General features: G+C 74.8%; 33 protein-coding genes. 11 read left to right on the top strand and 22 right to left on the bottom strand.

From position 1 onward, the window contains the following. Positions 1-28 precede the first annotated feature (28 nt). From tatA to VGL20_14185, 8 genes are all read right to left on the bottom strand, one after another. Entirely contained in the window at positions 29-310 is a 282-nt protein-coding gene (tatA, locus tag VGL20_14220; GenBank protein ID HEY2704837.1) for a twin-arginine translocase TatA/TatE family subunit, read from the bottom strand. 128 nt (positions 311-438) lie between these two features. Further along, on the bottom strand, positions 439-1,737 hold the full coding sequence (gene hemL / locus VGL20_14215; GenBank protein HEY2704836.1) for a glutamate-1-semialdehyde 2,1-aminomutase: 1,299 nt from the start codon (positions 1,735-1,737) through the stop codon (positions 439-441). Beyond that, positions 1,738-2,508 carry a peptidylprolyl isomerase gene (locus VGL20_14210; protein ID HEY2704835.1) on the bottom strand — a complete coding sequence of 257 codons (771 nt, stop codon included), beginning with the start codon at positions 2,506-2,508 and terminating at the stop codon, positions 1,738-1,740. Then, positions 2,505-3,494 carry a porphobilinogen synthase gene (hemB, locus tag VGL20_14205; protein HEY2704834.1) on the bottom strand — a complete coding sequence of 330 codons (990 nt, stop codon included), beginning with the start codon at positions 3,492-3,494 and terminating at the stop codon, positions 2,505-2,507. The genes VGL20_14210 and hemB overlap by 4 nt, the downstream gene beginning before the upstream one ends. A gap of 7 nt (positions 3,495-3,501) precedes the next feature. Continuing rightward, the gene (cobA, locus tag VGL20_14200; protein ID HEY2704833.1) at positions 3,502-5,127 is read right to left on the bottom strand and encodes a uroporphyrinogen-III C-methyltransferase; all 1,626 of its coding nucleotides are present in this window, start codon (positions 5,125-5,127) and stop codon (positions 3,502-3,504) included. Beyond that, on the bottom strand, positions 5,124-6,065 hold the full coding sequence (hemC, locus tag VGL20_14195) for a hydroxymethylbilane synthase (protein HEY2704832.1): 942 nt from the start codon (positions 6,063-6,065) through the stop codon (positions 5,124-5,126). The genes cobA and hemC overlap by 4 nt, the downstream gene beginning before the upstream one ends. Then, positions 6,062-7,336, bottom strand: a complete 1,275-nt coding sequence (hemA, locus tag VGL20_14190) for a glutamyl-tRNA reductase (protein ID HEY2704831.1) — start codon at positions 7,334-7,336, stop codon at positions 6,062-6,064. The genes hemC and hemA overlap by 4 nt, the downstream gene beginning before the upstream one ends. A 5-nt stretch (positions 7,337-7,341) precedes the next feature. After that, positions 7,342-7,962 (bottom strand): NAD(P)-dependent oxidoreductase, encoded by a 621-nt coding sequence (locus tag VGL20_14185; GenBank protein ID HEY2704830.1) that lies wholly within the window; start codon positions 7,960-7,962, stop codon positions 7,342-7,344. A 371-nt stretch (positions 7,963-8,333) separates the two neighbouring features. Here VGL20_14185 and VGL20_14180 point away from each other — a divergent pair, with 371 nt between their 5' ends. From VGL20_14180 to VGL20_14170, 3 genes are all read left to right on the top strand, one after another. After that, entirely contained in the window at positions 8,334-9,230 is an 897-nt protein-coding gene (locus tag VGL20_14180; GenBank protein ID HEY2704829.1) for a 3'-5' exonuclease, read from the top strand. Positions 9,231-9,396: 166 nt separating this feature from the next. After that, on the top strand, positions 9,397-9,834 hold the full coding sequence (locus VGL20_14175; GenBank protein HEY2704828.1) for a hypothetical protein: 438 nt from the start codon (positions 9,397-9,399) through the stop codon (positions 9,832-9,834). Positions 9,835-9,842: 8 nt separating this feature from the next. Continuing rightward, complete coding sequence (locus tag VGL20_14170) at positions 9,843-10,277, top strand: hypothetical protein (protein ID HEY2704827.1); 435 nt, start codon at positions 9,843-9,845, stop codon at positions 10,275-10,277. Between the two features lie 6 nt (positions 10,278-10,283). Here the strand turns inward: VGL20_14170 and VGL20_14165 are convergent, their stop codons facing one another. Together VGL20_14165 and VGL20_14160 are read right to left on the bottom strand one after the other, a co-directional pair. Further along, positions 10,284-11,153, bottom strand: coding sequence for an MTAP family purine nucleoside phosphorylase (locus tag VGL20_14165; protein HEY2704826.1), 870 nt, complete (start codon positions 11,151-11,153; stop codon positions 10,284-10,286). Positions 11,154-11,192: 39 nt separating this feature from the next. After that, positions 11,193-12,272 carry an endonuclease/exonuclease/phosphatase family protein gene (locus VGL20_14160; GenBank protein ID HEY2704825.1) on the bottom strand — a complete coding sequence of 360 codons (1,080 nt, stop codon included), beginning with the start codon at positions 12,270-12,272 and terminating at the stop codon, positions 11,193-11,195. A gap of 79 nt (positions 12,273-12,351) precedes the next feature. Between VGL20_14160 and VGL20_14155 the strand changes: the two genes are divergently transcribed. Further along, positions 12,352-12,915 (top strand): hypothetical protein, encoded by a 564-nt coding sequence (locus VGL20_14155; GenBank protein HEY2704824.1) that lies wholly within the window; start codon positions 12,352-12,354, stop codon positions 12,913-12,915. 16 nt (positions 12,916-12,931) lie between these two features. On the opposite strand, the gene VGL20_14150 is transcribed toward VGL20_14155, so the two are convergent. From VGL20_14150 to VGL20_14115, 8 genes are all read right to left on the bottom strand, one after another. Beyond that, positions 12,932-13,906 (bottom strand): polyprenyl synthetase family protein, encoded by a 975-nt coding sequence (locus VGL20_14150; GenBank protein ID HEY2704823.1) that lies wholly within the window; start codon positions 13,904-13,906, stop codon positions 12,932-12,934. Further along, complete coding sequence (gene murI, locus VGL20_14145; protein ID HEY2704822.1) at positions 13,903-14,757, bottom strand: glutamate racemase; 855 nt, start codon at positions 14,755-14,757, stop codon at positions 13,903-13,905. Before murI ends, VGL20_14150 begins: the two co-directional genes overlap by 4 nt. A gap of 48 nt (positions 14,758-14,805) precedes the next feature. Then, complete coding sequence (locus tag VGL20_14140; protein HEY2704821.1) at positions 14,806-15,360, bottom strand: GNAT family protein; 555 nt, start codon at positions 15,358-15,360, stop codon at positions 14,806-14,808. Further along, positions 15,357-16,382, bottom strand: coding sequence for a hypothetical protein (locus tag VGL20_14135; GenBank protein ID HEY2704820.1), 1,026 nt, complete (start codon positions 16,380-16,382; stop codon positions 15,357-15,359). The genes VGL20_14140 and VGL20_14135 overlap by 4 nt, the downstream gene beginning before the upstream one ends. Positions 16,383-16,443: 61 nt before the next feature. Next, positions 16,444-16,788 carry a hypothetical protein gene (locus VGL20_14130; protein ID HEY2704819.1) on the bottom strand — a complete coding sequence of 115 codons (345 nt, stop codon included), beginning with the start codon at positions 16,786-16,788 and terminating at the stop codon, positions 16,444-16,446. A 56-nt stretch (positions 16,789-16,844) separates the two neighbouring features. Next, complete coding sequence (locus tag VGL20_14125) at positions 16,845-17,252, bottom strand: choice-of-anchor D domain-containing protein (protein ID HEY2704818.1); 408 nt, start codon at positions 17,250-17,252, stop codon at positions 16,845-16,847. 152 nt (positions 17,253-17,404) lie between these two features. After that, positions 17,405-18,067: a hypothetical protein gene (locus VGL20_14120; GenBank protein ID HEY2704817.1), complete on the bottom strand. Its 663-nt coding sequence runs from the start codon at positions 18,065-18,067 to the stop codon at positions 17,405-17,407. 19 nt (positions 18,068-18,086) lie between these two features. Beyond that, entirely contained in the window at positions 18,087-18,401 is a 315-nt protein-coding gene (locus tag VGL20_14115; GenBank protein ID HEY2704816.1) for a hypothetical protein, read from the bottom strand. Between the two features lie 268 nt (positions 18,402-18,669). Between VGL20_14115 and VGL20_14110 the strand changes: the two genes are divergently transcribed. Both VGL20_14110 and VGL20_14105 read left to right on the top strand, forming a co-directional pair. After that, positions 18,670-19,068, top strand: coding sequence for a nuclear transport factor 2 family protein (locus VGL20_14110; GenBank protein HEY2704815.1), 399 nt, complete (start codon positions 18,670-18,672; stop codon positions 19,066-19,068). Between the two features lie 10 nt (positions 19,069-19,078). Then, on the top strand, positions 19,079-19,606 hold the full coding sequence (locus VGL20_14105) for a hypothetical protein (GenBank protein HEY2704814.1): 528 nt from the start codon (positions 19,079-19,081) through the stop codon (positions 19,604-19,606). Here the strand turns inward: VGL20_14105 and VGL20_14100 are convergent. Continuing rightward, a complete protein-coding gene (locus tag VGL20_14100; GenBank protein ID HEY2704813.1) occupies positions 19,603-20,268 on the bottom strand; it encodes an alkylmercury lyase family protein in 666 nt (221 codons plus the stop codon). The genes VGL20_14105 and VGL20_14100 overlap by 4 nt on opposite strands. Positions 20,269-20,281: 13 nt before the next feature. Beyond that, positions 20,282-20,620 carry a metalloregulator ArsR/SmtB family transcription factor gene (locus VGL20_14095; GenBank protein ID HEY2704812.1) on the bottom strand — a complete coding sequence of 113 codons (339 nt, stop codon included), beginning with the start codon at positions 20,618-20,620 and terminating at the stop codon, positions 20,282-20,284. 94 nt (positions 20,621-20,714) lie between these two features. Between VGL20_14095 and VGL20_14090 the strand changes: the two genes are divergently transcribed. Continuing rightward, complete coding sequence (locus VGL20_14090; protein HEY2704811.1) at positions 20,715-20,849, top strand: hypothetical protein; 135 nt, start codon at positions 20,715-20,717, stop codon at positions 20,847-20,849. A 15-nt stretch (positions 20,850-20,864) separates the two neighbouring features. On the opposite strand, the gene VGL20_14085 is transcribed toward VGL20_14090, so the two are convergent. Then, positions 20,865-21,971: a YCF48-related protein gene (locus tag VGL20_14085; protein HEY2704810.1), complete on the bottom strand. Its 1,107-nt coding sequence runs from the start codon at positions 21,969-21,971 to the stop codon at positions 20,865-20,867. Positions 21,972-22,065: 94 nt separating this feature from the next. Beyond that, a complete protein-coding gene (locus VGL20_14080) occupies positions 22,066-22,293 on the bottom strand; it encodes a helix-turn-helix transcriptional regulator (protein HEY2704809.1) in 228 nt (75 codons plus the stop codon). Positions 22,294-22,703: 410 nt separating this feature from the next. On the opposite strand from VGL20_14080, the gene VGL20_14075 reads away from it, so the two are divergent. The 4 genes from VGL20_14075 to VGL20_14060 are packed head-to-tail and all read left to right on the top strand — an operon-like array spanning position 22,704 to position 23,570. Next, on the top strand, positions 22,704-22,838 hold the full coding sequence (locus tag VGL20_14075; protein HEY2704808.1) for a hypothetical protein: 135 nt from the start codon (positions 22,704-22,706) through the stop codon (positions 22,836-22,838). Beyond that, positions 22,816-23,064, top strand: a complete 249-nt coding sequence (locus VGL20_14070; GenBank protein HEY2704807.1) for a type II toxin-antitoxin system HicA family toxin — start codon at positions 22,816-22,818, stop codon at positions 23,062-23,064. Before VGL20_14075 ends, VGL20_14070 begins: the two co-directional genes overlap by 23 nt. Then, positions 23,061-23,291 carry a type II toxin-antitoxin system HicB family antitoxin gene (locus VGL20_14065; GenBank protein ID HEY2704806.1) on the top strand — a complete coding sequence of 77 codons (231 nt, stop codon included), beginning with the start codon at positions 23,061-23,063 and terminating at the stop codon, positions 23,289-23,291. Before VGL20_14070 ends, VGL20_14065 begins: the two co-directional genes overlap by 4 nt. A gap of 9 nt (positions 23,292-23,300) precedes the next feature. Beyond that, positions 23,301-23,570 carry a hypothetical protein gene (locus tag VGL20_14060; GenBank protein ID HEY2704805.1) on the top strand — a complete coding sequence of 90 codons (270 nt, stop codon included), beginning with the start codon at positions 23,301-23,303 and terminating at the stop codon, positions 23,568-23,570. Positions 23,571-23,728 lie beyond the last annotated feature (158 nt).

Genomic DNA, 23,728 nt, shown 5'->3' with positions numbered 1-23,728 from the left:
GCCGGCGATGCGCCGGCGACCGGCCCGCTCAGACCCGGGTGCTGGGCTCCTCGGGGACCCCGGACGCCGGTGCGGTGGGGACGTCGGGCTTGGGCGCGGGGGTGGGGGCGGCAGGGGGGACCGGCTCGCTGTGGGTGGTCGTGGCGTTCGCCACGGAGTCCTTCACCTCGTTGGTGGCCTTCTTGAACTCGCGGATGGCGCGCCCCATCCCCGCGCCCACGTCGGGCAGCTTGCCCGGGCCCCAGATGATCAGGACCACGATGAGCAGCAGCAGGATCAGCCAGATGTGGCCCGGACTGACGAACGGCATTGGAGGGCCTCCGCAACTCGCGACCAACCGCGTCGCGAGTCGAGTTTCGGGATCGGTCGAAGTCTACCACCGGGCCATCCGGCGTCCCCTGAGAGCGATCGGAGACCCGGCTGGGCCTCATGCCGAGCTTAGCGGGCACCGGACGGGTCGGTGGCGAGGGCGGCGGCGAACACCTCGACGGCGCGATCGACCTCGGCCTCGCCGTGGGCGGTGCTGAGGAACCCGGCCTCGAACTGGGAGGGCGGCCAGAACACCCCCGCGTCCAGCCAGGCGGCGTGGAGGCGGCGGAAGCGGGCGGGGTCGGCAGCGCGGGCGGTGGCGTAGTCGGTCACCTCGGCGAGGCCGAGGAAGGGGGTGAGCATGCTCCCCACCCGGTTGACCGCGCAGGCGGCGCCGCTCTCCTCGGCGGCGGCGGCGAACCCGCTCGCCAGGCGCGCCCCCAGCGCCTCCAGACGGATGTAGGCGGCGCCGTCGCGGAGGCTGTCGAGGGCGGCGCAGCCCGCCGCCATCGCCAGCGGGTTCCCGCTGAGCGTGCCCGCCTGGTAGACGGGGCCGGCCGGGGCCACCCGGGACATCAGCCCGGCGGCACCGCCGTAGGCGCCGACCGGCAGGCCGCCGCCGATCACCTTGCCGAGGCAGGTGAGGTCGGGGGTCACCCCGTAGAGGCTCTGGGCACCTCCGTAGGCGACCCGGAAGCCGGTCATCACCTCGTCGAACACGAGCAGGGCGCCGTGACGCTCGGTGATCGTGCGCAGCGCCTCCAGGTACCCCGGCCGCGGCGGCACGCACCCCATGTTCCCCGCCACCGGCTCGACGATCACCGCCGCGATGCGCTCACCCTCGACCTCGAAGAGCGCCTCGACCGCGGCGGCGTCGTTGAAGGGCACGGTGAGGGTGTCGCGCACCGCCGCCTCGGGCACCCCCGGTGAACCCGGGATCCCGAGCGTGGCCACCCCCGACCCCGCCTCGACGAGGAGGAGGTCGGCGTGCCCGTGATAGGCGCCGGCGCACTTCACCACCCGGTCGCGGCCGGTGGCCGCCCGGGCGAGGCGCAGCGCCGACATCGTGGCCTCGGTGCCGGAGTTGACGAAGCGGACCATCTCGATCGAGGGCACCGCCTCGACCACCCGCGCGGCGAGCTCGACCTCGAGGGCGGTGGGGCCGCCGTAGGCGGTGCCCAGCGGCAGCCGCCCGGCGATCGCCTCGCGGATCGCGGGGTGGTCGTGGCCGAGGATGAGCGGGCCGTAGGCGAGCACGAAGTCGACGTACTCGCGGCCGTCCTCGTCGACCAGCCGGCAGCCGCTCCCCGAGGCGAACACCGGCGGCTCGCCGCCGACCGCCGCGAAGGCGCGCACCGGGCTGCTCACCCCGCCCGGCATCAGCGCCCGCGCCCGGCGCATGACCTCCGCCGAGCGCGGCCCGCCCACCTACTTCTGCTCGGCGACGCTGATGGCCATGACATCGCCCTTCTGGGTCAGCTTGGCGATGTCCAGCCCGCTCTGCACCTTGCCGAACAGGTTGTACTGGGGCTGCAGCGTCGAGCACTGGGTGCCGGTGCAGATGAAGAACTGCGACCCGTTGGTGTTGGGGCCCGAGTTCGCGTTCGCCATCGCCACCGCGCCGTCGACGTACAGGTTGTGCACCGGCTCGTCGGCGAAGGAGTAGCCGGGGCCGCCGGTGCCGTCGTGCTTGGGGTCGCCACCCTGGATGACGAAGTTGGGCTCCACCCGGTGGAAGGTGAGGCCGTCGTAGAAGTGGTTGCGGGCCAGGGCGACGAAGTTGTTCACGGTGTTGGGTGCGAGCGCGGGCTGCAGGCAGAGCACGATCCTCCCCCGCGGGGTGGTGATGGTCGCCTCATAGAGCCTGGTGGTGTCGATCTGCGAGACCGGGGCGGCGGCGTAGATGTGCAGGTCGGTGGGGGGAGAGTTGAACGGGGCCAGCGGCGGCCCGAAGCTCGCCTTCGAGCAGTCGGCGTAGGCGATGGTCGCGGGCGCGGGGGTCGACGAGGGAGTCGGCACCGGGGTGGCGCTCACCTGCGCGGTCGGCGACGGCGACGCGCTGGCGACGCCGGCGCTCGAGTCCTTCCCCGCCACCCGGTTGAAGATCACGCCGACCGCCACCAGGCCGGCCACCACCGCCGCCAGGACGGCCACCGCGAGCGCCGTCCGCGAGCGCGGCGTGGGGCTCCCGACACTCATCCTCGATCCTCCGCGAGCCACCGCGCGACCTGGCGCGCGTGATAGGTGATGACCATGTCGGCGCCGGCCCGTCGGATGGCCGTCAGCGCCTCCAGCACCGCGGCGCGCTCCTCGAAGGCCCCCGCGGCGGCGGCCGCGCGGAGCATCGCGTACTCCCCGCTCACGCAGTAGGCGGCGAGCGGGAGGTCGGTGGCGTCGCGCACCCGGGCGACCACGTCGAGGCAGGTGAGGGCCGGCTTGACCATCACCATGTCGGCGCCCTCGTCGATGTCGAGCAGGGTCTCGCGCACCGCCTCGCGCTGGTTGGCGACGTCCATCTGGTAGCCGCGCCGGTCGCCGTGGCGCGGCGCGCAGTCGGCGGCGTCGCGGAAGGGGCCGTACATCACCGAGGCGTACTTCGCGCTGTAGGCGAGGATGGCGGTCTCGGCGAAGCCGTTGTCGTCGAGCGCCTGGCGGATGGCGGCGACCTGGCCATCCATCATCCCGCTGGGGGCGATGATGTCGGCGCCGGCGGCCGCCTGGCTCACCGCGATCCGCGCGTAGAGGTCGAGGGTGGCGTCGTTGTCGACCCTGCCGTCGTCGAGCAGCACCCCGCAGTGGCCGTGGTCGGTGTACTCGTCGAGGCAGCAGTCGGCGATGAGCACGCACTCGTCGCGGAACTCGGAGCGGAGCCGGCGCAGCGCGGTCTGCACCACGCCGCGGTCGTTCCACGCCTCCGAGCCCTCGGGGTCCTTGTCGGCGGGGATGCCGAACAGCACCACTCCCGAGCAGCCGCCGCGGACCGCGTCCTCGACGGAGCGGATCAGGCTGTCGTGGGTCTCCTGGTGCTGGCCGGGCATGGTCGCGATCTCGCGGGGGGCGTCGAGGTCCTCGCGCACGAACGCGGGATGGATCAGGTCGTCGGGACGGAGCCGGGTCTCGCGCACCAGGCGGCGCAGCGCCGCGGTCCGCCGCATCCGGCGCGGGCGGTCGATGGGGAAGGGCATGGGGTCGTCAGGGTAGCGAGGCGGGGGTTCCCAGCGTCGTGGGGCTGGGGGAGGTCTCTCCGCGAAAATAGTGGGCGCTGAGCGCGGCGGCGAGGCCCGCGGTGGTGTACTCGGTGGCCACCACCGCGACCGGGTAGCCGGCCTCGCGGGCGGTGCGGGCGGTCACCGGCCCGATGCAGGCGGCGATCGCCCCGGCCGGGAAGGGCGACCCGTCCAGGGCCTCGCGGAAGTGGTTCACGGTGCTGCTGCTGGTGAAGGTGACCGCGTCGACGCCGCGTCCCAGCTCGGCGCGCAGCAGCTCGGCGGTGCCCTCGGGGAGGACGGTGCGGTAGATCGGCAGCACCTCGACGTCGGCGCCGGCCTCGCGCAGCCGCACCGGCAGCACGTCGCGGGCCGCCGCCGCCCGGGGCAGCCACACCCGGGCCCCGGCGACACCGCCGGCGATCATCGCGTCGGCCACCGCCTCGGCGATGTACTCCTCGGGCACGAGGTCGGCGGCGAGGCCGCACTCGAGCAGCGCCGCGGCGGTCTCGGGGCCGATCGCGACCAGCCGCATCCCGGCGAAGCAGCGGGCGTCGAGCCCGGCGGCGCGCACCGCCACCCAGACCAGCCGCACCGCGTTGGCGCTGGTGAAGACCGCGTGCCGGCCGCCCGGGGGCGGGGACGCCGCCTCGGCGGCGATCCGCCGCGCCGCCTCCTCGAGGTCGCGGCGCTCGCCGAGGGGCTCGACCGCGATCACCGGGAGCTCGACCGCCTCGGCGCCGAGCCGGCGGAGCCGCTCGACGAAGCCGCTGGCCTGGGCGCGGGCCCGGGTGACGAGGATGCGCCGTCCCGAGAGCGGCCGCCGTCCGATGCTGCCGAGCCGGTCGCGGAGCGCCGCCACCCGCCCGATCACGGTCACCATCGGCGCCCCCATCTCGGCGGCGGCGACGGCGTCGGCGATCGTGGCCAGGGTCGCCGAGCAGCTGCGCTGGCGGGGGTCGGTGCCCCACTGCACCGAGGCCGCCGGGGTGGCCGGGTCGGCACCGGCGGCGAGCAGGCCGGCGGTGATCCGGGGCAGGGTGCGCGCCCCCATCAGGAAGACCAGGGTGCCGTCGGGGAGCAGCCCGGCGAGGGCGGCGAGGTCGACGTGGGAGCCGTCGGCGTCGCCGCGCTCGTGGCCGGTGACCACGGTGACGTGCCCCGCCCAGTCGCGGTGGGTGACCGGGATGCCGGCGGCGCCGGGCGCGGCGATGGCGCTGGTGACCCCGGGGACGACCTCGTAGGCGATCCCCTCGGCCTCGAGCAGCTCGCACTCCTCGCCGCCGCGACCGAACACGAAGGGGTCGCCGCCCTTGAGGCGCACCACCCGCCGGCCCTCGCGGGCGAGGCGCACCAGCAGGGCCCCGATCTCGGCCTGGGTGGCCGAGGGCTCGCCGGCCCGCTTGCCCATCTCGAAGACCTCGGCGCCGGGGCGGAGGTGGGCGAGCAGCAGCGGGCTGGCGAGGGCGTCGAGCACCACCGCGTCGCAGCCGGCGAGGAGGTCGCGGCCGCGCAGGGTGATCAGCTCGGGATCCCCGGGTCCGGCGCCGACGAGATGGACGATCCCCGCCGGCCGGGGGGGCTGGGGGGGAGTCCTCCCCACCGGAGTCACCGGAGCCGCTCCGCCGCCCGTGCGCCGAGCGCCGCGGCCTCGCCGGGCTCGCCGTCGAGCTCCACGCTGCGCAGCCCGCCGGCGGTGGCGAGCGCCGCGATCAGGACCAGACGGACCCAGCCCTCGGCGCCGTCGATCGGCTCCAGCCGCGCCCAGGCGCCGAGCGGCAGGCGGCAGCCGCCGCCGAGCGAGGTGAGCACGGCGCGCTCTGCGGTCACCGCCGCCGAGGTGGCGGTGTGGTTGGCGAGCCAGCAGCGCCGGGCCGCGTCCGAGCCCGCCAGGGTCTCGAGCCCGACCGCGCCCTGGGCCGGCGCGGGCACGAAGCTGCGGGGGTCGAGGCGCTCTGCGATCCGGCCGCCGAGCCCGATCCGGTCGAGACCGGCGCAGGCGAGGACGAGGGCGTCGACCCGGCCCTCGTCGAGGCGGCGCAGCCGGGTGTCGACGTTGCCGCGGATCGGCACCACCCGCAGGTCGGGCCGGAGGATGTGGAGGAACGCCTCCCGGCGCGGGCTGCTGGTGGCCACCGAGGCGCCCGCGGGGAGCGCGTCGAGGCCGCCGCCGTCGCGGGTGACCAGGGCGTCGCGGCAGTCGGCGCGCTCGAGGTGGGCGGCGAGCACCAGGCCGTCGCGGAGCTGCGAGGGCAGGTCCTTGGCGCTGTGCACCGCGACCTCGGCGCGGCCCTCGACCAGCGCCGCCTCGAGCTCCGAGGTGAACCAGCCGTCGCCGGTCATCCGCGACGCCGGGGTGTCGGCCTCGACGTCGCCGCGGGTGCGCAGCACCAGCAACTCGGTGGGCCCGGCGCCGGCGGAGGCGAGGGCGGCGGCGGCGAGCCCCGCCTGGGTGCGGGCCAGGGCGCTGCCGCGGGTGGCGAGCCGGAGGATGGCCGCGGCCGGGGGCGGGGGCGGGGGCGCGGGGCTCGACGGGTGGAGCGACGTCACGGAGTCCCTCGCGAGGACTCCGCGTCGTCGAGCGCGAACGCCTCGCGCAGCGCCAGGGCGACACCGGGGTCGTCGACGTTGTCCTTGATGTGGCTGATCGGCGCGTGGAGCAGCTTGCGCACCAGGCTCCGGGTCAGCGCGTCCAGGTGCCTGCGGCTCGCCTCGTCGGTCCAGCCCAGCCTGGCCGCGGTGCGGTCGACCTCGCGACGGCGCAGCGCCTCGGCCTGGCGCGCCAGCGCCGCGATGGTGGGCCCGGCGGCGTCGCGCTCGCCGACCACGGCGATGGTCCGGAGCAGCTCGCGCTCGACGATCCGCTCCGCCGCGGGGAGCTCGTCGCGGCGGCGCCGGAGGTTGTGCTCGACCCGGCGGCCGAGGGCGTCGAGGTCGACCAGGCTGACCCCGGGCACCTCGGCGGCGGCGGGGTCGACGTCGCGGGGCACGGCGATGTCGACGATGCAGAGGGGGCGGCCGCGCCGGTTGCGCTGGATCCGCTCGACGTCGGCCGCGGTGAGCACCGGGCGGGTGCTCGAGGTCGAGCAGATCACCAGGTCGACGTCCTCGCCGGCGGCGGCGACGGCGCCCTCGGTGGCGGCCTCGCCGTCGACCTCGCGGGCCAGCGCCTCCGCGGCCTCGCCGCTCCGCGAGGTGATGGTCAGCCGGGCGCCGGAGGCGGCCAGCCGGCGGGCGGCGGCGGCACTCATCTTGCCGGCGCCGACGAGGAGGATGCCGCGGCCCTCGAGGCCGCCCAGCGCCTCGCGGGCATGGTCGAGGGCGAGCTCGGTGACGCTGCCGGTGCTGCGGCCCACGCCGGTCTCGGTCCGCACCCGCTTGGCGACGCTGACCGCCCGGCGCATCACGAAGTCGAGGCGGGCGTCGAGGGTGCCGGCGCCGCGGGCCAGCCGGTGGGCCGCCTTGAACTGCCCGAGGATCTGGGCCTCGCCGAGCACCATGCTGTCGAGGCCCGCGGCCACCCGGAAGATGTGGCGCACCGCGTCGGCGCCGCGGCGCGCGCTCAGGTGCTCGGCGAGGCCGTGGGCGCCGGCGGGGTCGAGGTAGCGCACCAGCCGGGGCACCACCTCGTCGGTGAGCTCGGGCGCGGGCGAGACCAGGTAGAACTCGGTGCGGTTGCAGGTGGAGACCACCGCCGCCTCGAGCAGGCCGCTGTGGCCGACCAGGTAGCGGAGCAGGTTGCGCGCCTCCGCCTCGGGCACCGCGGCACGCTCGCGCACCGCCAGCGGGGCGGTGCGGAAGCTGAGCCCGGCGACGACCATCTCGGTCACGGCGGCGGTCCGGCGACGGAGAGGTCGTCGGCGAGCGCCTCGGCCTCCGCCCTCCGCCCGGCGCGGAGCAGGTCGAGCAGCCGGGGCAGCGCCTCGGTGGCGATGCGGTCGCGGGCCTCGTAGCCGATCCCGGCGGCGCGGGCCCGGTCGCGCATCCGGCCGGCGAGCTCGGCGAGGACCCCGAACTCCTCCCCGATCGCCCGCTCGAGGTGGAGGCGCATGAACTTGGCGAACGCCGGGCTGCGGCCGCCGGTGCTGATCGCCACCTGCAGGGGTCCGCGGCGCACCACCGAGGGGACGATGAACGAGCAGAGCTCGGGGTCGTCGACGACGTTCACCGGGATGCCCACGGCGCTCGCCTCCTCGAAGACCGCCCGGTTGACCGCGCGCTGGTCGGTGGCGCACACCACCACCGCCGCCCCGGCGACGTCGCCGGGCCGCACCTCGCGGGCCTCCCAGCTCGCCTCGCCGGCGTCCACGGAGGCGCGCAGCGCGGCGGTGAGAGCCGGGGCGACGATGCGCAGCCGCACCCCGGCGTCGAGCAGCGGGCGTGCCTTCTGGGCCGCGACCTCGCCCCCGCCGACGAGGAGGGCGTCGCGATCGGCGAGATCGAGCATGGCCGGATAGTAGGCGGGACGCATCCGTGAGAAGGTCGCCATATTGGGGTTAATAGCCCAAGTATAGGTGGGGGTGAGGCGCTCACCTGCCGTCCGGTGGCCGCCGCGGCACTCACCCACGACGACACGGAGTCTCCCCCAACGCGCCCTCCGCGCGCTCGCCGCAGCCCTCCCGGCACCCTGGCGCGTTCGAGGCGTCGTGCCACGAAAGTGGTGTGGGGTACGATGCGGTCATGTTGCAAGGGGATCCGGGGACCACGGGACCCGAGCCATCGGACCCCGGCACCCCGGCCACCCCCGGCACCGAGGGCGCAGGCGGCTCCCAGGCCACCCGCCGCCGCCGCTATGGTCGGCGCCGCGGTGCTGCTCCGGTGGGTGAGTGCTTCGTCAGCCGGCTGGGGCCGGCCAACGGCGAGCCCTTCGCCGCGCTCGACGACCCGGACGACGGTGTCGTCTACCTGCGGCCGGGTCCCGACACCCCGCTCGACCAGCTCCGCTTCGTCTCCCTCGACTGCGAGACCACCGGCCAGTCGCCGCACCGGCTGGTGGAGCTGGGCGCGGTCACCTTCACCCTCACCGGCCACAGCTCCTCGTTCGAGACCCTGGTGCACTGCACCGACCGGATCAACCCCTACGCGCGGCGGCTCCACGGCATCACCGGGGCCAGCCTCGCCGGAGCGCCGCCGGCCGACCTGGTGCTCACCCGCTTCCGCCGCTTCGCCGCCGGGGCGGTGCTGATCGAGCACAGCGCCGACGCCTTCGACACCCGGCTGATCGGACGCACCTCCGGCGAGGACTTCGACGCCGACAACATCGACACCTCCCGGCTCGCCGGCAAGCTCTGGGACCTCCGCGACACCATCGGCCTCGAGCGCCTCTGCGCCGAGCTCGGGGTCACCCACCGCCAGCCGCACCACGCCCTCGCCGACGCCGAGGCCACCGCCGCCTGCTTCCTCGAGCTGGTGGTGCGGGGCCGTGAGCGCTTCGGCTGGACCACCCTCGGCGACCTGCTCGCCGACGGGCAGCCGCCGGTGCGCCCCCCCGCCTCCGCCAACGCCGTGCAGCGCCGCCGGCCGCGCCTGCCCGCGCCCGGACCCTCGGCCCCTGGGGCCGTCGCCCTCGAGGCGGGCGGGGACGACCCCGCCGCGGCCGCCCGTCCGCGCCGCCGCCGCGGCCGCCGCCGCCGCGGACGCGACGGCATCCCGCACGTCAACGGCAACGGCGGCGGCGAGAGCTCGGCGGCGCCCCCAGCGCCCGCCGGGGACTGACCCGGGGCCACGCCGGGGCGGGATGTGTGCCGGCACACAACCGCACGCCAGTTGACACTCGAACGTCTGTGCCCTACCATCGCGGCCCAGGACCCACCCACCACCGCGCCTCGGATCGCATCCGCGCGCAGCGTCCCAGCCCGGGTCTGCACAGGGGAGACGAGCCATGCTGGACAGGCTCGGCCAGGCCGACCGCATCTGCGGCATCAGCGCCCTTCTCGCGCTCATCTCGACGTACCTGCCCTGGTACCACTTCCACGACAGCCACGGCAGCACCACCGTCAACGCCTTCGGCACCGGCTTCCTCGGCGACACCGTCTTCTTCGCCGCCATCGTCACCCTGCTGATCGTCGCCGTACGCATCGGGCTGATCGACCTCCGCCAGCTCGGCCTCGAGGAGCGCCATCTCCTGCCCGTCGCCGGCGTGACCCTGGGCGCCGTGGTCCTCCAGCTGCTCATCGGCGTCAACGGCAGCGGCGCGTTCCACTCGATCACGATCGGCGTGGTCGTCGCCCTCCTCGCCGCCGGCGGCATGGTGGTCGGCGCCCGGATGGAGCAGCAGTCGGGGCCGGGCACGCACAGCCTCCGCCGCTCCTCGCGGTAGCGTCCGCGGTGCGCCCGGGGGCGGCGCGGCTGGGACCGATCCTGGTCGGGATCGGCACCGTCGCCGCCCCCGCCGGGTGCCTGCTCCCCTGGGAGACGGTCACCGTCGATCCCGCGAGCACGTCCGGGATCACCCATCTCGACGCGTTCCACGGCGCCGGGGCGCTCGCCTGCGCCGGGGCGGGCTTCGCCCTGGTCGCCCTCGCCCACCGGCTCTGGCGGCCGACGGCCCACGCCGAGCTGCGCGAGGCCGCCGAGGCGCTGGCCGGCACCCTGCTGGTGCTCGGCGCCGCCCTCTTCACGGTGAGCGGCGGCTACCGCCCCGGCAGCGGGCCGGGATGGTCGGTCGCGATCGCCGCCGGGCTGCCGGTCGCCGGGCTCGCCGGGGTGACCCTGCTCACCGGCCTGGCCCTGGGCGCGGTCACCCGCCGCCGGGCAGGCTGACGCCGCTCAGGCGCTGTCGGTCATCGCCGCGGCGGGATCGGCCGACTCCACCCGCTTGCGGTAGGTGAGGCAGGCGCAGCCGGGCACCTCGGGGGTGCTGGCGAGCGCCTCCACGAGCAGGTGGCCCATGGTGCGGGCGTCGTCCTGGAGGATCTCCTGGAGCAGCTCGTAGTCCCACTTCGGCCGAACCCCCTCGGCGTAGTTGAGAACGATGGTGATGGCCGCGTAGCAGGAACCGATCTCGCGGGCCAGGTAGACCTCGGGCGAGATCGCCTGACCGATGACGTCGGCGCCCATCCGGGCGTAGGCGGCGATCTCGGCGGCGGTCTCGAAGCGCATCCCCTGGGTGGTGGCGTAGACGGCGCGGTCGAAGGCCCGGGTGGCCTTGTCGGCGGCCCAGCGGGTGGCCTGCTCCCACATCGCCCCGCGCAGCTCGGGGCAGAACGGCGCCCGCATCAGCACCAGGTGGGAGGGGTCGAGCAGCCCGCTCACCTGGGGGGTGAGGTCGATCACGTCGTGGGGCATGATGAGGTCGCGGGGGCGGAAGTTCTGGAGGATGCTCCCCGCGCCGGACTCGGCGATGATCCGGCGCACCCCGGCCTCGCGGAGCAGCCAGAACAGCGCCAGGGTGCCGGTGTGGCGGTCGACGCCGTGCCGCCAGCCGTGCATCCGCGCCACCAGCGCCTCGCGCACCCCGCCGCCGGCGAGGGTCAGCGCGATCCGCTTCACCGGCGGGCTCTCGCCGAAGGGGGTCGAGACCACCAGGGGGTCGCCGATCACCCGGATCCGCGGGTCGCCGAGGGCCTCCGGGAAGTCGATCGCGGCGGTGCCCGAGCCGCCCACGATGGCGTGGGCGCAGGGGGGGACGGAGGGCATGAGCCGCCGAGTATACGGAGCCCGGCCCGGAGCCGCGGATCAGTCCAGGCGGAAGTCGGTACGCAGCGGGAGGTGGTCGGAGGCGGTGGCGGTGTCGGGGTCGCCACCCGGACCCGAGCCGATCACCGCGCAGTCGAGCAGGCGCGGGGCGAGCAGGGGATCGGCGAACGCGTAGTCGATCCGCGCCGCCGGCATCCACGTGGCGCAGGTGTAGCCGGGGTCGCCGCCGCGGTGGAGCTCGCGGAAGCAGTCGGTGTAGCCCGCCTTGAGGAGGTGGTCGACGGTCCAGCGCTGGATGTGGGTGTTGAGGAAGCGGTCGGTGTACGGCAGCCTCGGCAGCACCTCGGTGAAGGGGGTGAGGATCCAGGGCAGCCGGGGCAGCCCGACGTCGAGGTCGGGGTCGATGCCGACCTTCTGGTACCGGCCCGCCACCTCGGCCTCGCCGGCGCTGCCCCGCTCCACCGGGCCGAGCAGGCCGTCGAGCCCGCGCACCACCACCCCGGCGCGGCGCAGCTCCGCCATCCGCGCCAGGAAGGCGCTGGCGGCGACGTTGTCGCCCGGCGCGATCGAGTTGAGGTCGCCGGTGATCACGTGGGGCAGCTCGCGCGCCTGGCCGATGTCGTAGAGGACGGACTGGATCTCCTGCATCCGCCGGGTCTCGCCGTTGGCGCGCTCGCCGAAGCGGGCGGCGAGGTGGAGGCAGTGGACCCGCACCCGGGAGAAGCCCCGCACCCCGGTGCCCACCTCGCACTCCAGGTGACCGCGGAGCATCACGTTGGGGTGGCGGTGGTTCCTCCAGCGGCGCACCGGGAGGCGGCTGAGGATCGCGAGGTTGAGGTCGGAGCCGTCGCTCGACTCCCCCACCACCACCTCCATGGAGAGCCGCTCGCCGATCTCGCGCACCAGCTCGAGGTCGGTGCACTCCTGCAGCGCGATGACGTCGGCGCCGGAGCGCTCCAGCACCGCGGCGATGCGATCCTCGCGCCCGCCGCCGCCGAGCAGGATGTTGTAGGTGACCACGCGCAGGCGCGGGGCGCCGCCGTTGGGGGTCATCGGGCGGGCGCGGGCCGGATCGCGGCGGGGGGGCTGCTCACCGCGGAGCATGGTACGGGTCCGCACCGATATGCCGGTTGGTTAGGCTGCGCGCATGGTCCCCGCCCTCTCCCCGCGCGCCCGACGCGGGGTGGCCTGAGGCACGGTGCTGGCCCGCCTCTACGGTCTCGGCCGCCTCCACCCGGTGCAGCGGATCGCGCTGCTCTGGCTGGTCGCGGCCGCCGCCGTGGGCATCGGCGTGGCCGCGCTCGCCGGACAGCGGCACTTCGCCGCCGAGCTCAGCTCCGGGGCCGACCTCAACGTCGTCGCGACCCTGCTCGGCGACGGCTCCTCGCCGCGCACCGCCTGGCCGGGGTGGCTGGCCGCGGTGTTCTTCGGCCTCGCCCTGCTCCGCCTCTGGCGAGGCCGCCCCGAGCCCCCCGCCGGCCGTCCCCCCGGCGGCCGCTGGACGGCCGCGGACATCCGCTCGGCGCTGCGCCGCGAGTACGCCGCGGTGCGGACCGCGATCATCATCCTGGCGGTCGTCGCCCTGGTCGACAGCGCCCGCGCCGCCGTCTACGGGGTGGCCGCGATGTCCGGCGACGCGGTCGCCCAGGGGAGCGCCCTGCCCACTGCGATCGAGGCGCTGGGGCTGGTTGCGGCGGCGGCGATGCTCACCCTCTGGGGCCTGATCTTCGCCCGCCTGCTGGAGCGCTGGGGAGCGCTCTGACCGCCGTCCGGCAGGATCACGTACGGCGCTCGACCACGTAGTCGCAGATCGACTCGAGGGCGCTGCGGGCCTCGCACTCGGGGAAGATGGCGAGCTCGGCCCGCGCCCTGTCGGTGAACTCGTGGGCGCGGCGCTCGGCCTCGACCACCCCGGTCGAACCCCGCACCAGCCCGACCACCTCGTCGGCGTCGGCGTCGCTCAGCGGCTCGCGGGCGAGCACGGTGCGCAGCGCCGGTCCCACCTCCGGGTCCTTGAGCGCGTACATCAGCGGCAGGGTGACCGTGCCCTGGCGGAGGTCGGCGCCGGTGGGCTTGCCCAGCTGCTCCTCGGTGGCGGTGTAGTCGAGCACGTCGTCGGCGATCTGGAAGGCGATGCCGAGGTCGCGGCCGTAGCGCTCCAGGGCCCGCTGCGCCTCCTCGTCCATCCCGGCGACGATCGCCCCGCAGTGGCAGGCGGCGCTGAGCATGGTGGCGGTCTTGCGCTCGATCTTCGTGTAGTACGCCTCGACCGGCTGCTCGTAGTGGCGCTTGCTGGTGAGCTGCTGCAGCTCGCCCATGCAGATCTTCATCACCGTGGCGCTCACCACCTCGGTGATCAGCGGGATGCCGATCGCCGAGAGCAGGTTGGCGCCCTTCCCGAAGTAGTAGTCACCGACGATGATCGCCGGGTTGGCGCCGAGCACGGCGTGGATCGTGGCCAGCCCGCGGCGGGTCTCGGCGTCGTCGATGAGGTCGTCGTGGATCAGCGTCGCCGTGTGGATGAACTCGATCCCCATGGCGGCGTTGTAGACGTGGTCGATGTCGGCGTCGCCGAGCTTGGCGCTGAGGATGAGCAGCGCCGGGCGGATACGCTTGCCGCCGGCGCTGACGATGTGCTCCATCGCCTTCGCCATGAAGCCCAGGTCGGCGGCCACGGTCTCGTGGAGCCGGCGCTCGAGCTCGCGCAGCTCCTCCGCGATCGGCTCCAGGAAGGTCTCCGAGGAGACGCTCACGACGCCAGGATCCCGCGGAACCGGGTGGCGACCGCGCCGGTCACCCCGGTGCCCCAGAGGTCGAGCACCTCGGGGGCGGGGGGCGCCTCGCCGAAGAGCAGCGCGGCGGCGTCGATGAAGCGCTCGGGGTGGCCGGTCACCAGCAGCCGGGGCGGGGTGGCGGCGTCGTCGCCGGCGCCGAGGCGGTTGACGGCGAGGATGCGGCGCACCCGGGCCGCGGTGGTCTCGGCGCTGTCGACCACGGTGAGCCCCGGGGCCACCCGAGCCAGCGCGGGACGGAGCAGCGGGTAGTGGGTGCAGCCGAGCACCAGGGTGTCGGCCCCCCAGCCGGTGACCTCCTCGAGCACCTCGGCGAGCGCCACCTCCGCCGCCGGCGAGTCGGCCTGGCCGGCCTCGACGATGTCGACGAGGTGGGGCGCCGCCCGGGGGAGCACGCCCACGCCGGGGTTGGCCTCCTTGATGGCGTGGAGGTACTGCTGGCTGGCGAAGGTGCCCTCGGTGCTGATCACCGCGATCCGCCCGTTGCGGGTGGCGTCGACCGCCGCCTGCGCCCCCGGCGCGATCACCCCGACGATGGGGACGTCGAACCGCTCCCGGGCCGCGTGCAGCGCCGCCGCGGTGGCGGTGTTGCAGGCGATCACCACCAGCTTCACGTCCTCGCCGACCAGGTGCTCGATGATCCTCAGCGCGAACTCGCGCACCTCGTGCTGGTACCGCGGCCCGTAGGGGAAGTGGGCGAGGTCGGCGAGGTACAGCAGCCGTTCGCCGGGGCACTGGCTGCGGAGCTCGCGGAGCACGGTGAGCCCACCGACGCCGGAATCGAAGACGCCGATCGGACGGACGTCGCTCATCTCGGGCGAGGATAGCAGGGCCCCCGGTCCGCGCCCATCGAGGACCGTTCAGCGGGGGCTGAGCAGCAGCCCCATGAGCACCAGGTCGCGCGCCTCGCCGCCCACCCGGAGGTGGCCGCGGAGCCTCCCCTCCTCCTCGAAACCGGCCGACCGGTAGAGGGCGAGCGCCCGGTGGTTCTCGGGGAAGACGCCGAGGGTGAGCTTGGCGAGGCGGACGGCGCGGGCCCAGTCGACGGCGGTCTCGACCAGCGCCCGGCCCAGCCCCTGCCCGCGGAGGTGGCGATCGACGGTGATCGAGAGGTCGCCGCGATGGCTCTCGTAGCGGCCCTGCTGGCGATGCACCGCGAGCTGCCCGGCCACCCGTCCATCCACCTCGGCGACCAGGGAGAGGCCGCCGTGGCTGATCAGGCCGGCGAGCGCCAGGCTCTCCTCGAGCACGCTGCGCTCGCCGGGCTCGGCGGCGACCCAGGTGCCCTCGGCGGCGACCGCGTCGCGCAGCGCCACCAGCGCGGGGGCGTCGTCGGCACCGGCGGGCCGGATCTCGAACCGCCGTCCCGAGCGGGTCAGCCCGGTGCGGCGCAGCAGCGGCGCGGCCGGGGTCATCCGGCGATCGCCCCGGACCCGGCCGGACCCGCGGCGAGGTCGCGGCGGAGCCGGTCGTGGATGCGGGTGGTGAGCCCGCGTGCGGTCATCACGGTGACGTGGCCGTGGCCATAGGCCCAGCACTGGGCGCCCCAGGCCGCGGCCAGCTCGCGCACCGGCGCGTCACCGACGATGAGGTCGTGCTCGGCGGCGACCAGGGTGATGCGCTCCCCGGGGGTCCGCGGGCTGAGCAGCCGCGGGATCACCGGCGCCATCGCCAGGTCGAGGGCGGCGCGGGCGGCGAGCGCGTCGGTCCCCCAGGGCCCTCCCCCGCCGGCGACGACGCCGAGCTCGCGGCGCAGCCGCACCGGCGAGCGCTCCAGGGTGAGCTCGGCGAGGTCGCAGGGAGGCGTGACCGACACCAGCGAGTCGAGCCGGACGTGGGCGGCGAGCAGGCAGCCGACCAGGCCGCCGAGGCTGAAGCCGAGCAGCCCGACCGCCGGGCTGACCTCCCGCCGGAGCCACGCGACCACCGCGGCCGCGTCCTCGGCGGCCTGACGGAGCACCGCGCACGTGTGGGCGGGGTCGCTGCTGAAGAACCCGGAGCCGGCGCCGCGCCCGGGGATGCGCCGGTTGAGGTGGAAGGGCAGGTCGATCCGCGCCGCGCTCAGCCCCCGGCGGAGCAGCAGGCGCATGTGATGGTCCTCGTAGAACGGGCTCGGCGCGGCATAGCCGTGGAGCAGGAGCACCACCGGAGCGCCCGGGTCGGGGTGGAGCGCCAGCCGGCCGCTGACGCTGCGGCTGCCGGGATGGTCGCCCGGACCGCTGCTGGCGGCGCTGATGTCGACCAGGCGGGTGGAGCCCGACCCCCTCCGGTCGGCCATCGGACGGCCGGTGACGGGCTCGGGATCGAGCACCCGGCTGGCCGCCCAGAATGCCCCGGCGCTGTCGTACGCGGCCGGCGCCGCGAGACCGGAGTGCACCCCGATCAGCCCCAGGCGCCAGCGCACCGCGTGGTCGACGGTGCGGGAGAGACGTCCCACCGGCCCCATCATGTCTGCCAGCGTATCGCCTCGGAGCCGCCGGTCGGCCCGGCGAGCACGATCAGCTGTGCCCGGTGCCCCGGGGCCGCCGCTGCGGGAGCGGACGGTAGAGGTCGTAGCGGCAGACGTTGCACACGAGGAACGCGCGCGGCACCTCGGAGCGGCACTGCGGGCAGCTCCGCCGGCGCGGGTTGCTCGCCACCCAGAGCACCGCGAGCACCCCGTTGCCGAGGAACCAGGCGGGTCCCGGGAGGGGAGCGCCGGCCACCATCCCGACCAGCAGCAGCGCGTTGAACGCCACCATCAGCCAGGTCATGGGCCGCATCCGCTGGAGCATCTGCTCCGTCCCTCCTTGGTCGTCGGGGGCCGGCGCCGGAGCGCCGTGCACCTCGATGTTCCTCCCCATCGGCGCCGCGGCTGCGACGTCCCGGGGACGGGGGTGTGACGGATCCGTGACGGAAGCTACCGGCCTGTCGCGGCGCCCCAGATGGGGACGTTCTGGGTGCCCTCCGGGGCGTCGTCGTAGACCAGGGCGCTGGCGCTGTGCTGGCCGGGGGTGCGGGGGTGGAACTGGATGGTGAACTGGCAGATCTGACCCGGCGGCAGGGTCGCGCCGCTGCAGGTGTTGAACACCAGGCTGTACGAGCCCGAGTAGTCGTTGACGAACACCGAGCGCACGTGGAGCGGGGCGTCGCCGACGCTCTCCACCGACACCGAGCGCTGTTGCACGCTGCCGACCGGCTGGCTGCCGAAGCTCACCTGCGACGGGAACAGCGCCACCCGTGCGGTCGCGGCCGGCGCGGCCGCGGCGGGGATGGCGCCGGCCGCCAGGCTGAGCGCGGCCGCGGGGACGGCGAGCATCCGCCTCATGTCGAACCCCCCTCGAGACCGTGGTGGGAAACGTCGGTCCAGCATACGCGCACGGTTCCGAAGCCCCGGCGCCCGATCGGTGCAACCCCGGCGGTGGCGGAGGACGTCGACCAACCGCTGCCGCCGGTGGCGGACGGGCTGCGCCGCGCTGATCAGGCGGGCGGCGAGACCCCGCGGGAGCAGGGCACGACCGGGGTGAAGGACCACAGCTCGTCCTGCCGGAGCACGCTGACCTGGTCGCCGCAGTCGGCGCAGCGCGCGGTGAAGCGGTACCCGGCGTCGCCGCCCGATCCGCTGAAGCCGCCGAGACGGTGGCCGCCCTTGGCCGCAACCGAGGTGACGAACGCCAGCGCCTCCACCGCCTCGCTCGCGGGGCCGGGCCCACCCTCGGCGCCCTCGACGCGGATCGGCACCGGGACCTCGCCGGCCCCGGCGAGGCGCGCCGAACCGTTGCGCCCGGGAGCGGCGGTGGCGACCGCGGCGACGAGGTCGGGTGGATGCGGGACGAGCTCGATGTGGAAGGCGGCGGCCACCTCCTGCAGGGCGAACGCGTAGCGGGCCACCGCGGTGGAGAGCGGTAGCCCGCCGCAGCTCGCCGCGGCCAGGCCGGACAGGGCGTTCTGGAGCTCCCCGCTCTGCCCGGGGGTGAGCATGTGCGCGCTGTCGAGGCGCCGCAGCGCGCTCGCCAGCTCGTCGGAGGCGACGCCGAGGAGCCGCCGGGCGTCCGGGCGCAGCTCGACCGCGGCCGGTCCCACCCGCTCACGCAGGCTGTCGCAGCGTGACCAGAGGGCGAACAGCTCGCGCCGGGCACTCATGGGAGCCGAGACGAAACGGTTAGGCGACCGTCCCGCCGCCCCAGGACCATGCCGGACGATCGTCGGAGCCCGCCGTCACCGCCGGAGCCGCCGGTGCCGCGACCTCGGGCGCCGCCGCCGCATCGGCAGCCGCAGCCGCCGCCGCGGCGCGCTCGCCGCCCCAGGCCCACGACGGCCGCCCCGACACCTCGCCGAGCAGCTCGACCGGCGGCGGGCCTCCGGCGGTGCCGTTGGTCACCTCCTGGACCGGCGTCCTCAGCTCCCAGGCCGAGGCCACCTCGACGTGCTGCCCGCTCCACGCCCACTGGGGACGGTCACCGTTCTGGACATACATGGCTAGAATCCCCTCCACCCCGTGGCAAAATCCCGCGCTCAGGTCCAGCGTGGAGGGGACTGCGCCCGCTGTCAAGTCCCCATTCATGTTTCCGGGCGACACCATCCGCGCCCGTATAGAGGCGCAGCGCACATACTCGCGCGACGCCTCTAGTCAGGTCTGTCGCTTTGCCGGCGAAAGGCGGCGCCGACCGCGGCTCTCCGGCCGATGCGCAGAGGTCGGGACCGGGCTACGCTGGGTCGCAGCATCGGACTCCGGGAGGCCATGGATGAGCCGGGGGAACCTCGAGATCGTCTTCGATCACCTGCACGCGATGCGGCGGCGGGACCTGGAGAGCATCGCGACGCGGCTCGATCCCGACGTCGTCCACCAGGGGGTGCTCGAGCACCTCGTCTGCCACGATCGCCACGAGGTGCTCGACAACATGCGCCGCAACCTCACCCGCGAGGACTTCGGCGTCGACCACATCGAGATCCTCGACGCCGGCGACCGCGTGGTCGTGGGGATCGGGGGGCCGCGGTTCCGCGACATCCCGGGGGCGCCCCTGCAGGGACAGATCTTCATCGTGTACACGCTGCGCGACGGCCGCATCGTGCGCATGGACGACCACCTGACCCGCGCGGCGGCCCTCGCCGCGACAGAGACCGCCACCACCGACTGGGCCTGAGCGGGCGGAGGTGAAGCCGTCCCCCCGGCGCCGCGGACTGCGCATCGGAGCCCTGCTGGTGCTCCTCGCCGCCGTCCTCCTCGGCGGCGCCGTGGTGCTCCTCCTCCGGAGCGGGCCGGCTGTCAGCCTGCGCATCCCCGCCGGCTGGCACCGGGCCGGCGGCGCCGGGGCGACGTCCGGCGCCGGGCAGATCACCCTGGTGGGACCCTTCGGAGCCACCTTCCGGATCAGCTGGGCGCCCGAGGCGGTCGCCGCGGGGTGCGCCGCGCCCTGTGAGAGCGTGCCGGAGCTGCGGCCCCTCGCCGCCACCCTCCGGGGGCACCCGGTCACCCTCCGTCCCGTCCCCCAGCCCGACCACCGTCTCGTCCTCCAGCCCGTCCGGGAGGACGTGTCCGGCCGGACGCTGTACTTCAGCGTCGCCTGCCACCCCCCGCTCTCCTCGGTCGCGAGGGTGTGCGCGGACATCGTGAGCTCGGTCGAGATCGGCCCTCCCCTGCTCCAGCACCTGCGCCTGAACCGCGCCGTGGTCCCGCTCTAGTCGAGGACTCCCTCGAAGACGGCCCGGGCGACCGCCACCGCATCGGCGAGGGAGAGCACCGCTCCGGTGAGGTCGGGCCGGCTCGCCAGGAACCGCTCCGCGGGCTCACGGGACTCGAAGAGGTTGATGACCGGGCAGCACGCCGAGGCGAGCGGCGCCGTCCCTCCCGCGGTCGCCACCAGCGCCACCGGATCGGCCGGCTCCGACCCCACCGTCCCGGCCCGGTCGACCCAGACCACCAACCCGCGGCCGCTGGCCGGGTCGGTGGTCCGCACCACCCCGTTGCGATGGAGCATGAGAGGAATGCCGAGGGCGTCGATGGCGCACATCGCATGCACCGGCGGGCCGCCCTCCAGCTCGACGGTGTGTCCGGTCGGCTCGGCCGAGAACGGGTAGGCGCAGCGGACCGTCCCGGCGGGTCCGCGCTGGACGAGGTCGAGCTCCTCCATCCGCACCAGCGCGGGGCCGGCGGCGATGCCGCGCTCGGTGGCGGCCCGCTCGACGTCCCCGCCGGCCGGTGCGGAGCCGCCGCCGAAGCGGCGGAGGATCCAGCGGTACAGATCCCGCTCCGGGCCCGGGAGCCCGGAGCCACGCCGCCTCCCGCACCGCTCCGGGGCAAGGCCGATGACGTCCCCGTCGGGCCGCAGGTGGGCCGGGGTCACCGGATGCCGCGCATCAGACCCAGTCCGGCCCGACGCGATGGCAGGTGGCGAGATGCTCGGCCCGCGGCGCCGCGATGCCGGCGGCGGTCCGCAGCAGAGCCGGCAGCCCGGGGATGCTGAGCCGGTAGAGAACCTCGCGACCGCGACGCTCGGTGTCGACCAGCCCGCAGTGCCGCAGGCAGGCGAGGTGGGTGCTGACCCGCGGCTGGGAGCTCCCCACCGCCGCGACCAGACTGCGCACCGGCAGCTCTCCCGCCTCCAGGAGCTCGACGATCGCCAGCCGGGTGGGATCCGCCAGGACACGGAAGAGGCGGGCCAGCGTCGCGGTCGACTCGGACGTTGCGGTGAGCACGGACCCCCTTGACCCTGACGGTGGTGGCGGATAAAGAATACGGAACTCCGGATATCTCGTCCAGCCCGCCGCCACCCCGGGAGGACCACGAGCGATGAGGTTCGAGTGCGCCGACTGCGGCTGCATCGTCGACGGTGGCGTGGTGGTGGCCTCGTGCAGCGGTCCGGCGTGCTGCTGCCGGGAGCTGCCGCACGCCGAGGCCGCGGCTCCCGGCGTGGCGTGGGGGTAGCTGTGCGGACCGCCGCTACGGCGCGGCCACCGGCACCCGTGCGTCGACTGTCCAGCTCGCGCCGCCGTCGGAGCTCGTCGACAGCTCGAGTACTGACCCGTTCGTCAAGGAGGCAGCGACAAGTCCTCCGCCCGTCAGGCGCAGGATCGCAACCGCTCCGGTGCCGACCTGAGCTGGGTGGGTCAGCCGCTCCGGCGTGCATGCCCAGTGACGTCCACCGTCGGGGCTCGTGCACACCTGCATGCCGCTGACCACGTCGCTCACGGACGCCGCGAGGAGCGCCTCGGGCCCCTCGACGTCCACGTCGTCGATTCCTGGCGGCGTCGTGGCGAAGAGCGGCGTGGGCGGCCCGCTGTTGCCGGAAGGACCGGAGCGATAGCTCCAGTGGGCGCCGTCGTCAGTGGCCACCAGTCCGGAGTAGACGGTTCCAGCAGCCGGCCCGTACCGCTCCACGACGTACCCATGCTGAAGGTCGGCCATGTGGATGAGCGGCGGCCGAGGCAGGCCGGGGAACGAGGGAGTGGTCTGTAGGGCCCATGTCCTCCCGTTGTCCGCCGTCGTCGAGACGCCGTCAGGGCCGACCGCCCATCCGTGCTGTCGGTCGACGAACGACACTGCAGTGACGTCGCTCAGGCCGGTACTCTCGCGCCGCACGAACTGGCCGGCATCCTCCGAGACCGCCCACAGTCCGCCGTCGGCCGTCACCGCGAAGCCGCTCGATGCATTGGGAAAGGCGAGAGCGATCACGCGCCGTCCCATCGGACTCTGGTTCGTGGGATGCCAGGTGAGGCCGGCGTCGAGGCTCGCCATGACACCGTCGGCCGATGCCTCAAGGGCACGACCCGGGGCAACCCACCGCAGGTCCCGGATCGGGCCGGACGTCTTGAGTACCCGCTGCCACGTCCTTCCGCCATCAGACGTGCGAAGGACGATTCCCTGCGCGGTGGCGAGGCCACGGCTCTCGCTGTCGAAGGCGATGTGGGCGGAGGGCACGCTGTCGAGCTGGATCGGCGCTGCCGGGCTGACGGACGAACTGCGCCCGGCCGACGGGCTCGGTTGTGTCCCGGACGGAGATTGGCCGCACGCCCCGAGGAGAGAAATCGCGGCGATTGCAGTGGTCATCCGGCCGTAGCGGTGGCCACGACGGCGCCGTTCCACGCGACCTGAACTCAGCCGGAGCCGCGGTGGTTACGTTGTCGCCGGTCGGGACGGCCGATCACCGGCCCCGTCGCTCGAACACGAGCTGCTCGGCGGTCACACCCAACACTCGCGCGATGGCCACCGCGGCATCGGCCGGCGGCATGTTCTCACCGCGTTCGTAGCTGGCCCAGGTCCGCTCGGCGATGCCCGCTCGCCGGGCGCAGGCTCGGCGATCGAAGTGGTCGCCGAAGCGCTCGCGCAGCTCCAGGCGCAACTTGCCCATGCGACTGGTGACGGGGTTCACGTCGACGACCTCGCCCTGATGGTTTGACACGGTGCCCGCCTTGCCGTAGGCTTGCGAACGGGCGTTCGGGATCCGAGATTACCCGACCGCTGCGGGACCTGCAATGGGCGACTCGCGCCCCCATGGAGGAGCGGGACATGGGCGAACTTGTTGATCCACAACGAGATTCGATGAGAAGGCAGGTCAAGGGTGAGCGTGAACAGGACTGTTTCGATAGGCAATGAGACGACTGTGGACGCTGGTGGACGTCGGCGGACGCTGGCGGACGTTGGCGGACACAGCGCAGTGATGGTCCATTGGAGAGCGTCAGACGTCGATGGGGCCGGTGCAGCCTCGGTCGCCCTCGCGCTCGACCTCGGAGCGGCCGCCTCCGCGCCGGGCTGCTCCTCGCCTCGGGCACCGACATCGCCGTGGTTCGGGACATCCTCGGCCACTCGACGATCGCGGTCACGGCCAACACCTACGCCGCCATCCTGCCGTCGCTGCAGCGGGCGGCCGCGGAGCGGCTGGCCGCCTTCCTCGATGCCGCCGGGGACGCGCCGTGATCGAGCCGGTCCGGGAGTAGCCGCCATGCCGATGAAGATCGCCGAGGTGCTGGAGCTCCTCGCCGGCGACGGGTGGTACCTGGCCCGGACCCGTGGAAGCCACCGCCAGTTCCGCCACTCGACCAAGCCCGGAACGGTGACGGTGGCCGGCCCACCGGCCGACACCTTGCACCCGAAGACGCCGGCGAGCATCCTGAGGCAGGCTGGACTGAGGGACCCACGATGAGCACCCGGTACCTGATCGTCGTCGAGGGCGACGAGGCGACCAACTTCTCCGCCTACTCGCCGGACCTCCCCGGGGTGGTGGCCACGGGCGCCACCCAGGAGGAGTGCGTCCGCGAGATGGAGGCCGCGGTCGCCTTCCACCTGGAGGGGCTCCGCGAGGAGGGTGCCCCGATCCCACCGCCGATCAGCCGGGCCGCCTACGTCGAAGTCGAGCCGCCAGCGGCCTAGGCAGCGGGCGTGCTCAGACTGCCGGGACGTCCATGGGTCCTGTTCTGGTGTGTATGGGCGGCTGGGATCGTCGCCGTCTGGGGGGTGGCCAAGGTCGCCGGCTCCTCCTCGCACTGGGCCGAGGGCGCGTTCGGAGCCCTCGCCGTGCTGACCGGAGCCCTGGTGATCCTCGACTGGCAGGGGGTCGCGTCGTACCTGGTGGGTCGCCGGCCGGCGTCCCGGCGGTCATGGCGAGGCTGGATGACGGAGGACCGGACCCGGAGGAGGCGCGCCGCCTGATCCGCGGTGTGGCCTGGGTCTGGACCGCCTTCGGCGTCTGCTCCTGGTCCACGCAGCCGTTCACCTGATCCTTCGCAGCTGAGCGATGCCGCGATCCCGGTGGGGGTAGGGTGGGGGTAGTACCCCGGCTCCACGGCCACCCCTCCCCTCCCCTCCCC

It is taken from the genome of Candidatus Dormiibacterota bacterium, from assembly GCA_036495095.1.
Taxonomy (GTDB): Bacteria; Chloroflexota; Dormibacteria; order Aeolococcales; family Aeolococcaceae; genus CF-96.
Note: the sequence above shows the minus strand (reverse complement) of the source record. Positions and strands in the feature narration are given on the sequence as shown.

Bases quoted from the DNA above. Each gene is read 5' to 3' on its own strand.
- tatA (HEY2704837.1), bottom strand. From the start codon at position 310: ATGCCGTTCGTCAGTCCGGGCCACATCTGGCTGATCCTGCTGCTGCTC.
- VGL20_14210 (HEY2704835.1), bottom strand. From the start codon at position 2,508: ATGAGTGTCGGGAGCCCCACGCCGCGCTCGCGGACGGCGCTCGCGGTG.
- hemB (HEY2704834.1), bottom strand. From the start codon at position 3,494: ATGCCCTTCCCCATCGACCGCCCGCGCCGGATGCGGCGGACCGCGGCG.
- hemA (HEY2704831.1), bottom strand. From the start codon at position 7,336: ATGGTCGTCGCCGGGCTCAGCTTCCGCACCGCCCCGCTGGCGGTGCGC.
- VGL20_14185 (HEY2704830.1), bottom strand. From the start codon at position 7,962: ATGCTCGATCTCGCCGATCGCGACGCCCTCCTCGTCGGCGGGGGCGAG.
- VGL20_14175 (HEY2704828.1), top strand. From the start codon at position 9,397: ATGCTGGACAGGCTCGGCCAGGCCGACCGCATCTGCGGCATCAGCGCC.
- VGL20_14165 (HEY2704826.1), bottom strand. From the start codon at position 11,153: ATGCCCTCCGTCCCCCCCTGCGCCCACGCCATCGTGGGCGGCTCGGGC.
- murI (HEY2704822.1), bottom strand. From the start codon at position 14,757: ATGAGCGACGTCCGTCCGATCGGCGTCTTCGATTCCGGCGTCGGTGGG.
- VGL20_14140 (HEY2704821.1), bottom strand. From the start codon at position 15,360: ATGACCCCGGCCGCGCCGCTGCTGCGCCGCACCGGGCTGACCCGCTCG.
- VGL20_14130 (HEY2704819.1), bottom strand. From the start codon at position 16,788: ATGGGGAGGAACATCGAGGTGCACGGCGCTCCGGCGCCGGCCCCCGAC.
- VGL20_14125 (HEY2704818.1), bottom strand. From the start codon at position 17,252: ATGAGGCGGATGCTCGCCGTCCCCGCGGCCGCGCTCAGCCTGGCGGCC.
- VGL20_14120 (HEY2704817.1), bottom strand. From the start codon at position 18,067: ATGAGTGCCCGGCGCGAGCTGTTCGCCCTCTGGTCACGCTGCGACAGC.
- VGL20_14115 (HEY2704816.1), bottom strand. From the start codon at position 18,401: ATGTATGTCCAGAACGGTGACCGTCCCCAGTGGGCGTGGAGCGGGCAG.
- VGL20_14110 (HEY2704815.1), top strand. From the start codon at position 18,670: ATGAGCCGGGGGAACCTCGAGATCGTCTTCGATCACCTGCACGCGATG.
- VGL20_14090 (HEY2704811.1), top strand. From the start codon at position 20,715: ATGAGGTTCGAGTGCGCCGACTGCGGCTGCATCGTCGACGGTGGCGTG.
- VGL20_14085 (HEY2704810.1), bottom strand. From the start codon at position 21,971: ATGACCACTGCAATCGCCGCGATTTCTCTCCTCGGGGCGTGCGGCCAA.
- VGL20_14070 (HEY2704807.1), top strand. From the start codon at position 22,816: ATGCCGCCGGGGACGCGCCGTGATCGAGCCGGTCCGGGAGTAGCCGCC.
- VGL20_14065 (HEY2704806.1), top strand. From the start codon at position 23,061: ATGAGCACCCGGTACCTGATCGTCGTCGAGGGCGACGAGGCGACCAAC.